Here is a 12,214-nt window from a genome sequence, read left to right on the forward strand (position 1 = left end):
TATGCGGCGGGTCGATACTTGCCGTAGTGCAACGATCAGTGAATACTTGCCCGGGCCCGCAGCACCGTTACGCTGCGTAGGTGGTCGTTCGGGAGGTGGCTGTGGTCGGGGTCGAACTCGGGTGGGCGGCGACGCTGCATCGGCTCTGGAGCTCGGTCACCGTTATCACTGCGCGTGATCAACTTGCCGATCTGGTGTTACCGCCGCTGCTCACCGAGCCCGGGGTGCTCGCCGTGTGGGGGTTGCGGCACGATCCGGCCGGCGGCATTTCGGCGTACCGATGGGCTGGTCTGCCGTTGCGGCAGGAAGATCGCGCCGAGGCGGAAAAGATCGCGGCCCGGGAGCTGCCGGTGGCCCCCATCGGTCCGGAGCTGGAGAGTCTGCGGGCCCAGGGCGCCCGGCAGGTGCTCTCCGCCCGGCTCGACGTTCCCGGCGCGGAAGCCGGCAGCATGCTCGTCGTGGCCGGCGCCGATGCCGATCTGCCCCGGTTGCAGGCCTGCCTGGCGCAGATCGTCGACGTGACCAGGGAGGCGATCCGCCGGCTCCTGGCCGGGCGTACCGAGGACGAGCAGCAGATGCGCGACGCCCTGCTCGCGGAGGCGTCGCTGCAGATGGACGCTGTGCTGGACACCACGCAGACGATGCACCGGGCGGCCCGGATGGCGGTGCCGGCCATCGCCGAGGGCTGCCTCGTCTACGTCCTCGAGGATGACAAACTGCTCCTGCGCAGCGCCGTGCACGTCGACATGCGCCGCCTCGACACGGCGCTGGCGAACCCCGCGTACGCCGCATGCCTGTCCGACCTGGCGAGCAGGGCCGTGGCGGGCAACGCCGAGCGGGTGCACTCGGGCGATACCGACAGCGCCGGCACCCGGACCATTCACCCGCAGCTCCTGCGCGCCCGCGGCCGGGTGCTCGGCGTGCTGCTCTTCCTCTTCGACCGCGGCGACGACCGGATCCCGCCGCCGGACTTCCTGCGCGACCTCGCCTACCGGGCGGCGCTGGCCATTGACAACGGCGAGCTCTACGAGCAGCGGCGGCGTGACGTGGTGACCATGCAGCAGCATCTGCTCCCCAGCCGGCTGCCGGTCGTGCCGGGCATCGCGATCGCCGCCTCGTATGCGGTCGGTGACCGGGTCACCGAGGTGGGCGGCGACTTCTACGACGTGGTGACGCGTACGGATGGCGTGGTCGCGGCCCTGGTCGGTGATGTCTGCGGGCGCGGGCCCGAGGCTGCGGCCCTGACCGGCATGGCCCGGCACACCCTGGGCACCCTGCTGACCGAGGGCGTCTCGCCCGCGCGGGCGCTCGGGCGGCTCAACACCGGCCTGCGCCGCGACGGCTCCTGGCGGTTCGTCACGGCCGGGGTCGCCATGCTGCGCCCGGCCGCGAAAGGCCTCGCCGTGCAGTGGAACTCCGCCGGTCACCCCGCCCCGATCGTGCTGCGCCGCGGCCGTTCCGCGCAGGCGGCCCGGGGCGGTGGCATCCCGCTCGGGGTGCTCCCGCAGGCCACCATCGGACGGTCCAGGCTGCTGCTCGCCCCGGGCGACGCCCTGCTGATGTTCACCGACGGGCTGACCGAGGCCCGCGACGCCGACGGCGTCATGTTCGACCACGCGGCGCTGTGGCAGGCTCTCGACCGGCTGCGCGACGCCCCCGTCGAGACGCTCGTCCACGAGTTGAGCCAGGCCTCCGCCATCTTCGGCGGCGCGGTGGCCGACGACATCGCCGTGCTGGCCGTACGCGCTGAGGAGCATCACGATGGGTGAAACCGACCGGGACCTGGTGCTGGTCGTCGAGGACTCGGACGAGGATGTCGAGGCGATCGGGCGGGCCATCGGGCGCTCCCACCCCCAGGTGAGACTGGAATTCCTGCGCTCCGGCGCCGAGGTCATGCCCCGGCTGACAGCCGCCGGTGCGACCCTGCCCGGCATGGTCCTGCTCGACCTGAACATGCCCGGCGAGGGCGGACTCGACGTGATCAAACGGATCCGCGCCGAACCCGCCGTGAGCGCCCTGATCCTCGTCGTGTTCACGTCATCGGAGGACCAGGCCGAGGCGGACGCCTGCTACGCGGCCGGCGCGGACAGCTACATCTTCAAGCCGATCAACTTCGCACTGTTCCGTACGGTCCTGCACCAGACGCTGGACTACTGGCGCTCCCGCGGTTGACAGCGGATCAGGCGCCGAGAACCGGTGCCCCGATGCTGTTCGGCAGGCCGAGCCCGGGCAGCGTCTTGTTCTCCTGACGGATGGTCAGCCCCTCGGGCCACGCCACACTCGCCGCGGCCGCGGTGCCCTGCAACCGGACCCGCAGCGCCGCCGGCTGCCACATGTGCTCCTCCTCCGGCAGCAGCCGCACGCGGATCGTCGAGTGCGCCGACTCACCGTGCGCCAGCGTCAGCGTCGTCGCTTTCCCGGTGCCGGGCAGGTTGACGGTCTGCTTCCAGCCACCGGTCGTCGGGCCGGTCAGCGCGACCACGGGGTTGCCCGAGAGGATGCACGTGGCAGCCGACTTGTTCGTGTAGGTGAGCCGCACGTTCTCGAAGAACTCGCCGCCCTTCTCGAACATCTCCTCATCGGTGGCCGTCGTCGACAGGTTCCCGATGGCGCATGGCCCCAGGGCCGCAGCCTCGGCCTTGGAGGGGTTGTGCAGCGCCAGCGCACTGCCGGCCACCGCGGACACAACCGCCACCGCGGTCACAACCAGCACTCGTACGCGCATCGTTCTGTTCCCCTCGACCGGCTGGACCACCAGGGCCCGGCTCCTGAGAAGAAATCTAGAGACTCACCGCCCCCCGGAAATCACGGTTTCGTGCCACCCCCGGAGGCGCTACGGTCCAGGCGTTGACCCGGGACTCGAAGGAGATCGAATCATGAGGCAGATCGCGACGCCGGCCCCCGTTTCGATCCAGCCTGGAGGATTCCCCTGTTCCGCATCGACCCGTTTCCCGAGGATGTAACAGCTACCCCGCCGGCCACCGTCGGCGCGTACCTGTGGCATGAGGTCAAACCCCTGCGCGGCGTGATCGCGGCCAGTGTTGTGCTCGCGGCGATCAGTGCCGGCATCGAGGTCTGGCTGATCGCGTACGCAGGCCGCCTCGTCGATCTGCTCGGCGCGACCGACCCCGGCAACCTGTGGCGCGACCACGGCCGGGAGCTGCTCGGCGCCGCGGCGCTGGTCCTGATCGCCCGGCCGCTGGTCCACCTGGTCCGGGAGGCGATCGACGACCTCGTCCTCAAGCCGAACGCGCTGACCCGGGCAACGTGGCGCGCCCACCGGTACGTCTCTTTGCAACCGGTCGGCTGGTTCCGCCGGGATCTGGCCGGACGGACCGCCACCTGGGTACGCGACGGTGGTGCCGCGGCGACCAGTTGCGTCTACAACACCGTGCACGCGCTGGCTTTCATCGCGGCGTACATAGTGGGCTCGGCCTGGCTGATGGCGGCCACCGACCCGCGGCTGCTGCTCCCGCTCGGCATCTGGCTCGCCTGTTACGCCGCCCTCATGGGATACGTGATTCCCCGCTACCGTCGCGCCTCCGCCACGCACCAGGAGGCGAACTCCGCGCTGACCGGGCTGCTCGTCGACTCGTACGCGAACGCCGACACGCTGGCACTGCTCGCCGACCGGGACGCCGAGGAACGCACCGACCGCCGGGTCTTCGCTGACGCACGGCGGGCTCAGCTCGGCGTACAGCGGCTGGAAGTCACCATGAACGGCGCCATGACCGCACTCAGCGGCATCCTGCTGGCGGGCCTGGTCGGGTACGGCATCGTGCTGTGGCGTTCCGGTGCCGCCCCGATCGGCCTCGTCGCCGCCGCACTAGCACTCAGTTTCCGCATTACCTCGCTCGCCGAGTGGCTGCTGGACGCCGTGTCGGCATTGTTCGGCTCGATCGGTGCGCTGCGCCGCGCACTCGTCACGATCGCCCAGCCGCTCGCCGTCGCGGACCGCCCGGACGCCAAGGAGCTTGCAGTGTCCGGCGGCTCGATCACGTTCACGGCGGTCAGCCACCATTACGGTCGCGGCGCCGGCGGTCTCGACCGGCTGTCCCTGCGGATCGGGCCTGGCGAGCGGGTCGGTCTGGTCGGTCGGTCCGGGGCGGGAAAGTCCACCCTGGTCAACCTGCTGCTGCGCTTCTACGACGCGGAGGCGGGCACGATCGAGATCGACGGGCAGGACATCACCGGGGTCACCCAGCAGAGCCTGCGCCGGCGCATCGCCATGGTCAGCCAGGAGGCGATGCTGCTGCACCGCTCGATCCGGGAGAACATCGGCTCCGGCGACGACGCGACCATCGCGGCCGCCGCCCGATCAGCGGCAGCCGACGACTTCATCAAAGACCTTGACCACGGGTACGCGACCCAGGTCGGCGAACGCGGCGTACGGCTCTCCGGCGGTCAGCGGCAACGGATAGCGCTGGCCCGGGCCCTGCACCGCGACGCCCCGATCCTGGTCCTGGACGAGGCGACGTCGGCGCTCGACTCCGAGGCGGAGGCGGTCATCCAGGAGTCACTGGACCGCGTAATGGCGGGTCGCACGGTCCTCGCGGTTGCGCACCGGCTCTCCACGATCGCGCGGATGGACCGCATCGTCGTGCTGGACGCGGGCCGGATCGTCGCGCAGGGCACCCACCGCGAGCTGCTCGATCAGGGTGGCCTCTACGCGACATTGTGGGCCCGTCAGTCCGGCGGTTTCCTAGACGCCGGAGCGCAGGGGCTTTGAGCAGAGCACGTCGGGATACGGGATGTAGCCGAGGGCCTGCCAGAACCGCAGGCCGCTCTCGTTGTCGGGCATGACCAGGAGGTTCACCCGGGGGCAGCCGATGCGTTCGAAGCGGTCCTCGAGCTCCTTCACCAGCTGACTCGCGATGGCTTTGCGGCGGTGTCCGGGGTGGACGGCCAGCCGGAGGATCCAGCCCCGGCGACCGTCGTAGGTGCCGAGCACGACCCCGGCCACCTCGTCATCGGACGCTGCCACCAGGAAGAGCTCGGGATCGCGGGTCAGCTTGGCCTCGAGCTCGGGGCGGGTCACGACGTCGCGGCCCGCCGCTTCCCACACCGCCGTCACCGCATCGAAGTCGGTCCATTGGAATTGACGTACGTTGATCACGTCGGCAATTCTGTCAGCATGGCGCGCATCGCTTACAACCACACGGATGCCCAGGCTTTCGCGGCGACCCGGCACCTCGGCGACGCCTCGTCCTGGCGTGCCGCGATCGTCGAGCACTTCGATCCGAAGCCGGGCAGCCGATTGCTGGACCTCGGCGCCGGCACGGGCAGCTGGTCGAGGACGTTCACCGAGTGGTTTCCCGGTGTCGAGGTGGTCGCGGTCGAGCCGTCGGCCGCGATGCGGGACCTGTCGGTGTTCCAGCCGATCCTGGCCGGTGACGCCGCCGCGATCCCGCTACCGGATTCCAGTGTGGACGCGGTGTGGATCTCCACCGTGATCCACCACGTGCCTGACCTGGCCGCGGCCGCCGCCGAGCTGCGCCGGGTGCTGCGGCCCGGCGCTGTGGTGCTGATCCGGTCGGCGTTCGCGGGCCGGCCCGAGGGGATCACGCAGTTCCGGTACTTCACCGAGGCTGTGCGGGTGCTGGACACCTACCCCAGCGTCGCCGACATCGAGGAGGCGTTTGCGGGGTTCCGTACCGTCAAACTCTCCAAGGTCCCGCAGCACACCGCGTCCTCGCTGCAGGAGATCGTCGCGACGCTGCGCCGCGAGGCACACACCCCACTTCAACTGATCACCGACGAGGAGTACGCCACCGGCCTCGAACGGCTGCGCGCAGCGGCCGAGACCACGACCGGCCCGGTCATCGATCACCTGGATCTGTTGGTCATGCGTACTGACCCGGCCGGTAGTCCCCCGCCGGCTGCCGGGTGATGACGTTGATCCGGTTGAACGCGTTGATCAGGGCGATCGAGGCGACGAGGGCCATCAGCTGCTCCTCGTCGTAATGCTTGGCGGCGTTCGCCCACACGTCGTCGCCGACCCCGGCACCGTCAGCGAGCCGGGTGCCCTGCTCGGCGAGTTCCAGGGCGGCCCGCTCCGCATCCGTAAAGACCGGCGCCTCCCGCCACGCCCCTACCAGGTTCAACCGCACCGACGTCTCCCCCGCCGCTGCGGCGTCCTTGGTGTGCATGTCGAGGCACCACCCGCAGCCGTTGATCTGGCTGACCCGGATCTTCACCAACTCCTGGGTCGCCGTCGGCAGCGTCGAGTCGACCAGCATTTTGTTCGCCGACACGAGGGCCTTCACGATCTTCGGCGCGAGGTCCGTACCGAACGGGTTGAGCCGAGCCTGCATGACGTACTCCTTCATCGAGGGTCTGTTACGACTACGACGAGACGGCAGTCAGGAACGTAACGGCGCGATCCGCGCGGGGTCGGTCGTCGACACGATCTCGACGATCCGGCCGTCGGCCACGGTGCACGCGAGCACGCCCAGCAGCTTGCCCTTGGCACTCGTCGACACGACCCCGGGCTTGCCGTCGACCAGCACCCGCCGCGACGTCGCCGTGGCCCGGGCCCCACGCAGGGCACGGTCGGCCACCTCCTCGGCTCCGCGCAGTGAGATCATCCGGCGCGCGGTGTACGACCGCCACGTCACCTCGGGGTCCAGCAGCCGCACCAGAGCGTCGAAATCCCCCTCCCGGGCCGCCGCGAGAAACGCGTCGACGACGGCGCGTTGCTGCCGCGACTCCTCAGCGGGACCGCGCGGGTCCTGCACCTTGCGGCGGGCCCGGCTTGCCAGCATCTTCGTGGCATCGGTGGACCTGCCGAGCACCGCTCCGATCTCGTCGAACGGCACCGCGAACATGTCGTGCAACACGAACGCCAGCCGCTCGACCGGGCTGAGCGTGTCGAGCACCACCAGCAGCGCCAGCCCCACAGACTCGGCGAGCACCGACTCCTCCCCGGGGTCCAAGCCGTGATCCTCGGTCACCACGAACTCGGGCAGCCGGTCCTCGTACGAAACCTCGGGTCTGGCCTTCCGTGACCGCAGCATGTCGATGCAGATCCGCCCGACAACGGTCGTCAGCCACCCCGCCAGATTGTCGACGCCGTCCGCGTCCTGCCGAGCCAGCCGCAGCCACGCCTCCTGCACGGCGTCCTCGGCGTCCACCCGCGACCCGAGCACCCGGTATGCGACCCCGACCAGTCGCCCCCGCTGCAGTTCAAAAGCCTCCGCCAGCTCCGAGGCCGTCCCGGTCATGTCGCCACCTTCCCCGAGCGAACTCCGTCACGAACCTGACGAGCCGGCCGCGGCAAAGGTGACAGATAGCGTTCGAGGTTGATTTCTACCTGGAGCGTTGCGGCTTCACGCCGACCGCGGCGAGCGTCCTCCGGCTGACCTAGGGGTTATTGATATCCGTGCGGTATCAACCGAGAGGGAGCCGGTCTTTCCCTTCTCGGTGCTGCGGACGTTGACTCATTGCATGATTGTTGTTACTTCCCCTACCGGGAACATCGGGTCCCAGGTCGTTGCGGGCCTGCTCAATGCCGGTGCGCCGGTCCGTGTCGTGGTCCGGGATCCGGCTCGGCTCGCAGCGGGCGTCGCCGAGCGCGTCGAGGTGGTCCGGGGCTCCCACAGTGACCCGGCGGTCGTGGCCGAGGCGTTCGCGGGTGCCGACGCGGTCTTCTGGCTCGTGCCTGCCGGCCATGCCGCGCCGAGTGTCGACGCGGCGTACTCCGGATTCGCGCGGCCGGGCATCGAGGCGTTCCGTGAGCAGGGCGTCGGGCGGGTGGTCGGGGTCTCCGCGCTGGGTCGTGGCACCGCGGTCTCGGGGCAGGCCGGGTATGTCACCGCGACGCTGGCCATGGACGACCTGATCGCGGCTTCGGGCGTACCGTACCGGGCTCTGACCATGCCGTCCTTCATGGACAACACGCTGCGGCAGGCCGGTCCGATCAAGGCGCAGGGCGTTTTCTACGGCCCCTCGCTGCCCGGCCTGGCCGTGCCGACGGTCGCCACCCGGGACATCGCAGCCGTCGCCGTGCGGCTGCTGCTCGACGGCACCTGGACCGGTTTCGACGAGGTCCCGGTGCTCGGACCGGAGGATCTGAGCTTCGACCGGATGGCCGCGATCATCTCCGACGTGCTCGGCCGCGAGGTGCGCTACCAGCAGATCCCCGGCGACGCGTTCAAGGCGAGGATGATGGGCAACGGGATGTCCGAGGCGATGGCCCAGGGTCTGCTCGACATGGCCGTGGCGAAGAACAACGGCCTCGACCAGGGCGTTACGCGTACGCCCGAAGCCGGCACCCCGACAACGTTCCGCGAGTGGTGCACCGAGATCCTGAAGCCGGCCGTCGATGCCTGACGTCGAGCAGACGCTGGCCCGGTTCGCCGACGGGTTCGTGTTCACGCCGCGCTCCCCGGTTCTGCACCTGCCGTCCGAGGCGGGGCTCGAATACGAGGACGTGACGTTTTCGGCGCGGGACGGCGTACCCCTCGAAGGGTGGTTCATCCCCGCGCCGGGCGCCGACAAACTGATCATCGCCAACCATCCGATGGGTTTCACCCGCTCCGGGATGCCGACGCACCTGGAGCCGTGGCACTCGGCGTGGGTGGGCAGCGGCAACGGTTTCGAGGTGAACTTCATCCCGGACTACCGGATCCTGCACGACGCAGGGTACGCCGTGCTCGCCTACGACCTGCGCAATCACGGACTCAGCGGCGCGGCCCACGGCGGCGTGGTGTCCGGGGGCATCCTCGAGGCGCGGGACGTGGCCGGGGCACTGGCGTACGCGCGGCACCGCCCCGACACCCGGGACATGACGATCGGGTTGTTCAGCCGGTGCATGGGGGCGAGTTCCACGTTCGCGGCGATGGCGCAGTTTCCCGAAGCCTTCGACGGGGTGTCCGCGCTGGTAGCCCCGCAGCCGGTGACCGCGAGCGTCATCATGGGCCGGCGACTGGCCGCGCTGGAGCTGGGTGAGCACTTCGGGCGGCTCGAGGAGCTCGTCGTCGAGCGGGCCGGAGCGAGTCTCGGCATCGCCCAGCGCGTACCCGTGGAATGGGCCCGGCACGTCCGCGTCCCCACGTTTCTCTATCAGGTACGCGGTGACGTGCTGACCGACCCGTCGGACGTGCGGGCCATGTACGACGCGATCCCCCTCACCGACAAGAAGCTCCAGTGGATCGAGGGCAGCACCGCGCGCTGGGACGGTTACCTTGAATTCCAGCGCCGCCCCGATCCCATGCTCGACTGGTTCAGGAGCCACCAATGACCGATTCACTGACCGGCAAGGTCGTCATCGTCACCGGAGCGTCGTCGGGGATCGGCGAGGCCACCGCCCGGCTGCTGCACGAAGCCGGCGCCCATCCGGTGCTGGCCGCCCGCCGCTCCGACCGTCTCGAGACGCTGAGCAAGGAGCTGGGCGGTGCCCTCGCGGTGACGACCGATGTCACCGACCCGGCCCAGGTGCACGCGCTGGCGACCGCCGCCGCCGACCGGCACGGCCGCGTGGACGCGCTGGTCAACAACGCCGGCGCGGGCTACCACCGGCGGATCGAGGAGATCGACCCGGCGGAATACCTCGGCCTGCTCAACCTGAACGTCGTGAGCGTGGTCAACGGCATCCAGGCCGTCCTGCCGCATCTGCGCGCGGCCGGCGGCGGGCGGATCGTCAACGTCAGCTCGGGCAGCACCCGCGCGGTCACCCCGGGCGTCGGCAGCTACGCCGCGACCAAGTGCGCGGTCAACATGCTCAGCGACGTGGCCCGGCTGGAGCTCGCCGACGACAACATCCAGGTGACGCTGCTGCTGCCGTCGATCACCGCGACGGAGTTCGGCGGCGGCATGTTCCAGGACCGCACGGTGGTCCGGCCGGGCGGTCTGGTCCCGCAGTCCTCCGAGTACGTCGGCCGCGTCATCCTCCGCGCCCTGCGCACGGGCGAGGCCCGCATCGACATTCCCCATGGCCCGGAGCAGCCCGATTTCCCGGACGTCAGCTAGGAAAAGTCGCCCGCATCGTCGTGCCGCCACCCGGGGCGTCCTCGGCCCAGACCTGGCCGCCGTGGCGTTCGACGATGCGGCGCACGATCGCCAGGCCCGCCCCCGACCCGTCGCGGGGTGCGGACTTGGGATGCAGGCGGCGGAACAGCTGGAAGGCCTGTTCGCGCAGGTGAGGCGGCATGCCCACGCCGTTGTCGCGGACGTTGAGGGTGCCGGCCGGCTCCGCGAAGACGCTCACCCGGCGCGGGCCCGTGGGGTGGGCGTATTTCGCGGCGTTGACGAGGAGGTTGACCAGGATCTCGTCGAAGAGCACCGGATCCGCGGCGAGCATGGCCGCCGGGTCGGGCAGCTCCACCTCGACCTCGGCCGCTTCGAGTCGCGGGCCGGCCACCTCCAGGGCACGCAGGGTTGCCGCACGCAGGTTGACCGGTTCGCGGCGCAGGTCGGTGCGGCCGAGGCGGGAGTAGTAGAGCAGGGCGTTGAGCAGCTCGTCCATGCGTACGGCGAGGCGCTGGATCGATTCGAGGCGCTGGGTGGTCTGCGGGTCCAGGGTGTCGGCGGCGTCCTCCGCGATGAACGTCGCGGTGTTCGCGATGCCGCGCAACGGCTCCTTGAGGTCGTGCGCGGCGGCGTGGGCGAACGAGTCCAGGTCGACGTTGCTACGGCTCAGCTCCGCGTTGAGGACAGCCAGCTGACGGGCGTGCGCCACCGCGATCTCCATGATCGCGCGGCCCAGCTCGGCGACCATGGCGAGGTCGGTCGGCGACCACGGCACGCTGCGGCCGCGCACCGAGGCGAGGAAGACCGCGGTCGAGCCGCGTGGGGTCAGCCGGGTGCCGTGCGGGCCCAGGACGACGGGTGCGCTGGGATCGATCGCCCAGCGTCTCTGCACCGTACGCTCGCGGCGTACCCAGATGATGCAGTCGCCCGTGGCACTGAGCGGCAGCACCAGAGCGCCGTCGAGAACGCCCGAGAACGCGGCGAGCGCCGGCACCTCCTCCGCGAGCCGGTCACTGTGCCAGAGCTGCCCGGCCGCCAGTTCTGGAAGCTCGGCGAGCAGCGCCGTGATCGCCTCGGGTCCCGGGTCGGTGCCGTGCACTATCGTGCGGCCGTTCGTGCGTACGACAACCGCATCGTTCTCCACGACCTGCTCAAGGCCACCCGGCCCGCTCGCCCACCCGGTCGGCAGGTCCGCGGCGACGCGCTCCATCAGCCGGGCGATGACCGTGCGGGACCGTTCGCGCGCAGCCGTGTCGTCGCGTTCCCGCAACGCGGCCAGGTGCAGTGACAGCGCCACCCCGAAGAACTCGCACGCCGCCCGGAGCTGCGGGCTCAGCGGCTGCACCCCGCGGCCGTGACACGCGATCAGCCCCCACAACCGGCCGCCGGCCAGCAGAGAAACTGACATCGACGAGGTCACACCGATGTTGCGCAGATACTCGAGATGAAACGGCGAGACCGTACGCAGAACCGACAGCGACAGATCCAACGGCTCACCGCTCCCGGGCAGGACCGGCGGCACCAACTGCGCGGTGGTGTCCTCGACGTCCGCGATGACCCGGATCCAGTTGCGCTCGTAGAGCAGCCGGGCCTGCGGCGGGATGTCGGTCGCCGGGAACCACAACCCCCGCCACGGCTCCCAGTCCCCCACGACCTCCTCCGCGATCACCTCACCCGGCCCGTCGGCGGACTCGAAGCGATAGGCGACCACCCGGTCGTACCCCGTAATCGCCCGGATCTCCTGCACAGCGGCCTGGCACGCCTCGGTGACGGTCACGGCCCGCTGCAGCCGCACCAGCGCCGCCCGGATCGGCGCATAGAACGCCATGAACTCGTTGGCCGGCTCCCGGGCCGGCGGCTCGAACTCCAGCACCAGCATCCCGTCGGAACGATGCACGGTCACATCGAACCGCCGGGGCCCGTCGCCGGTCGCCAGCTCGATCGGCATCATCGCCGTCTGCCCGGTGTCCGCGTCAGCGAGCCCGGTCAGCGCACCCACCTGCTCGGTGCTCAGCAACAACCCCACCGGCGCCCCGACAAGCGACCCGACCCCGAGCATCCCCGCGGCATTCGCACTCGCCACCACCACCCGATCACCCTCGAGAGCAACCAGCGCGCCGTAAGACTGCACACCCCCGAGCCGGTGAATCGGCTCCCGGACACACTCCGCCAGGTCGAACGTCGTCCCGGTCTCCAGCTCAGCAGCCGTAGCCCGATCGGAAAGCCACCCCTCACCAGTCACCAA

The 12,214-nt window shown here is 70.4% G+C and carries 12 protein-coding genes; 7 read left to right on the plus strand and 5 right to left on the minus strand.

Going from position 1 to position 12,214, the window contains the following annotated elements; all coding sequences use genetic code 11:
• Positions 1-80 precede the first annotated feature (80 nt).
• Together Aco04nite_RS06140 and Aco04nite_RS06145 are read left to right on the plus strand one after the other, a co-directional pair.
• On the plus strand, positions 81-1,769 hold the full coding sequence (locus tag Aco04nite_RS06140; protein WP_212996200.1) for a PP2C family protein-serine/threonine phosphatase: 1,689 nt from the start codon (positions 81-83) through the stop codon (positions 1,767-1,769).
• Positions 1,762-2,172: a response regulator gene (locus tag Aco04nite_RS06145; RefSeq protein WP_212996201.1), complete on the plus strand. Its 411-nt coding sequence runs from the start codon at positions 1,762-1,764 to the stop codon at positions 2,170-2,172. The genes Aco04nite_RS06140 and Aco04nite_RS06145 overlap by 8 nt, the downstream gene beginning before the upstream one ends.
• A gap of 7 nt (positions 2,173-2,179) precedes the next feature.
• Here the strand turns inward: Aco04nite_RS06145 and Aco04nite_RS06150 are convergent, their stop codons facing one another.
• Complete coding sequence (locus Aco04nite_RS06150) at positions 2,180-2,725, minus strand: DUF4232 domain-containing protein (protein ID WP_212996202.1); 546 nt, start codon at positions 2,723-2,725, stop codon at positions 2,180-2,182.
• 204 nt (positions 2,726-2,929) lie between these two features.
• On the opposite strand from Aco04nite_RS06150, the gene Aco04nite_RS06155 reads away from it, so the two are divergent.
• Positions 2,930-4,729, plus strand: coding sequence for an ABC transporter ATP-binding protein (locus tag Aco04nite_RS06155; protein WP_438874902.1), 1,800 nt, complete (start codon positions 2,930-2,932; stop codon positions 4,727-4,729).
• Here the strand turns inward: Aco04nite_RS06155 and Aco04nite_RS06160 are convergent.
• Positions 4,703-5,116, minus strand: coding sequence for a GNAT family N-acetyltransferase (locus Aco04nite_RS06160; protein WP_212996203.1), 414 nt, complete (start codon positions 5,114-5,116; stop codon positions 4,703-4,705). The genes Aco04nite_RS06155 and Aco04nite_RS06160 overlap by 27 nt on opposite strands.
• Before the next feature lie 18 nt (positions 5,117-5,134).
• Between Aco04nite_RS06160 and Aco04nite_RS06165 the strand changes: the two genes are divergently transcribed.
• The gene (locus tag Aco04nite_RS06165; RefSeq protein ID WP_212996204.1) at positions 5,135-5,890 is read left to right on the plus strand and encodes a class I SAM-dependent methyltransferase; all 756 of its coding nucleotides are present in this window, start codon (positions 5,135-5,137) and stop codon (positions 5,888-5,890) included.
• Here Aco04nite_RS06165 and Aco04nite_RS06170 read toward each other — a convergent pair.
• Positions 5,844-6,314 carry a carboxymuconolactone decarboxylase family protein gene (locus Aco04nite_RS06170; RefSeq protein ID WP_212996205.1) on the minus strand — a complete coding sequence of 157 codons (471 nt, stop codon included), beginning with the start codon at positions 6,312-6,314 and terminating at the stop codon, positions 5,844-5,846. The two genes, Aco04nite_RS06165 and Aco04nite_RS06170, sit on opposite strands and share 47 nt — an antisense overlap.
• A 48-nt stretch (positions 6,315-6,362) precedes the next feature.
• Entirely contained in the window at positions 6,363-7,223 is an 861-nt protein-coding gene (locus Aco04nite_RS06175; protein ID WP_212996206.1) for a sigma-70 family RNA polymerase sigma factor, read from the minus strand.
• A gap of 223 nt (positions 7,224-7,446) precedes the next feature.
• Between Aco04nite_RS06175 and Aco04nite_RS06180 the strand changes: the two genes are divergently transcribed.
• From Aco04nite_RS06180 to Aco04nite_RS06190, 3 genes are read left to right on the plus strand one after another with little or no spacing between them, the layout of a single operon-like run.
• Positions 7,447-8,331: an NAD(P)H-binding protein gene (locus Aco04nite_RS06180; protein WP_212996207.1), complete on the plus strand. Its 885-nt coding sequence runs from the start codon at positions 7,447-7,449 to the stop codon at positions 8,329-8,331.
• Positions 8,324-9,241 carry an alpha/beta hydrolase gene (locus Aco04nite_RS06185; RefSeq protein ID WP_212996208.1) on the plus strand — a complete coding sequence of 306 codons (918 nt, stop codon included), beginning with the start codon at positions 8,324-8,326 and terminating at the stop codon, positions 9,239-9,241. The genes Aco04nite_RS06180 and Aco04nite_RS06185 overlap by 8 nt, the downstream gene beginning before the upstream one ends.
• Positions 9,238-9,969, plus strand: coding sequence for an SDR family oxidoreductase (locus Aco04nite_RS06190; RefSeq protein WP_212996209.1), 732 nt, complete (start codon positions 9,238-9,240; stop codon positions 9,967-9,969). The genes Aco04nite_RS06185 and Aco04nite_RS06190 overlap by 4 nt, the downstream gene beginning before the upstream one ends.
• Here the strand turns inward: Aco04nite_RS06190 and Aco04nite_RS06195 are convergent.
• Positions 9,962-12,211 (minus strand): ATP-binding protein, encoded by a 2,250-nt coding sequence (locus Aco04nite_RS06195; RefSeq protein ID WP_212996210.1) that lies wholly within the window; start codon positions 12,209-12,211, stop codon positions 9,962-9,964. The two genes, Aco04nite_RS06190 and Aco04nite_RS06195, sit on opposite strands and share 8 nt — an antisense overlap.
• Positions 12,212-12,214: the final 3 nt, after the last annotated feature.

Origin of the sequence: Winogradskya consettensis (assembly GCF_018332715.1) — a bacterium.
GTDB classification, from domain to species: domain Bacteria; phylum Actinomycetota; class Actinomycetes; order Mycobacteriales; family Micromonosporaceae; genus Actinoplanes; species Actinoplanes consettensis.

Excerpts from the sequence above, each read along its gene's own strand:
- Aco04nite_RS06145 (WP_212996201.1), top strand. The coding sequence starts at position 1,762 with ATGGGTGAAACCGACCGGGACCTGGTGCTGGTCGTCGAGGACTCGGAC.
- Aco04nite_RS06150 (WP_212996202.1), bottom strand. The coding sequence starts at position 2,725 with ATGCGCGTACGAGTGCTGGTTGTGACCGCGGTGGCGGTTGTGTCCGCG.
- Aco04nite_RS06165 (WP_212996204.1), top strand. The coding sequence starts at position 5,135 with ATGGCGCGCATCGCTTACAACCACACGGATGCCCAGGCTTTCGCGGCG.
- Aco04nite_RS06170 (WP_212996205.1), bottom strand. The coding sequence starts at position 6,314 with ATGCAGGCTCGGCTCAACCCGTTCGGTACGGACCTCGCGCCGAAGATC.
- Aco04nite_RS06175 (WP_212996206.1), bottom strand. The coding sequence starts at position 7,223 with ATGACCGGGACGGCCTCGGAGCTGGCGGAGGCTTTTGAACTGCAGCGG.
- Aco04nite_RS06180 (WP_212996207.1), top strand. The coding sequence starts at position 7,447 with ATGATTGTTGTTACTTCCCCTACCGGGAACATCGGGTCCCAGGTCGTT.
- Aco04nite_RS06185 (WP_212996208.1), top strand. The coding sequence starts at position 8,324 with ATGCCTGACGTCGAGCAGACGCTGGCCCGGTTCGCCGACGGGTTCGTG.
- Aco04nite_RS06190 (WP_212996209.1), top strand. The coding sequence starts at position 9,238 with ATGACCGATTCACTGACCGGCAAGGTCGTCATCGTCACCGGAGCGTCG.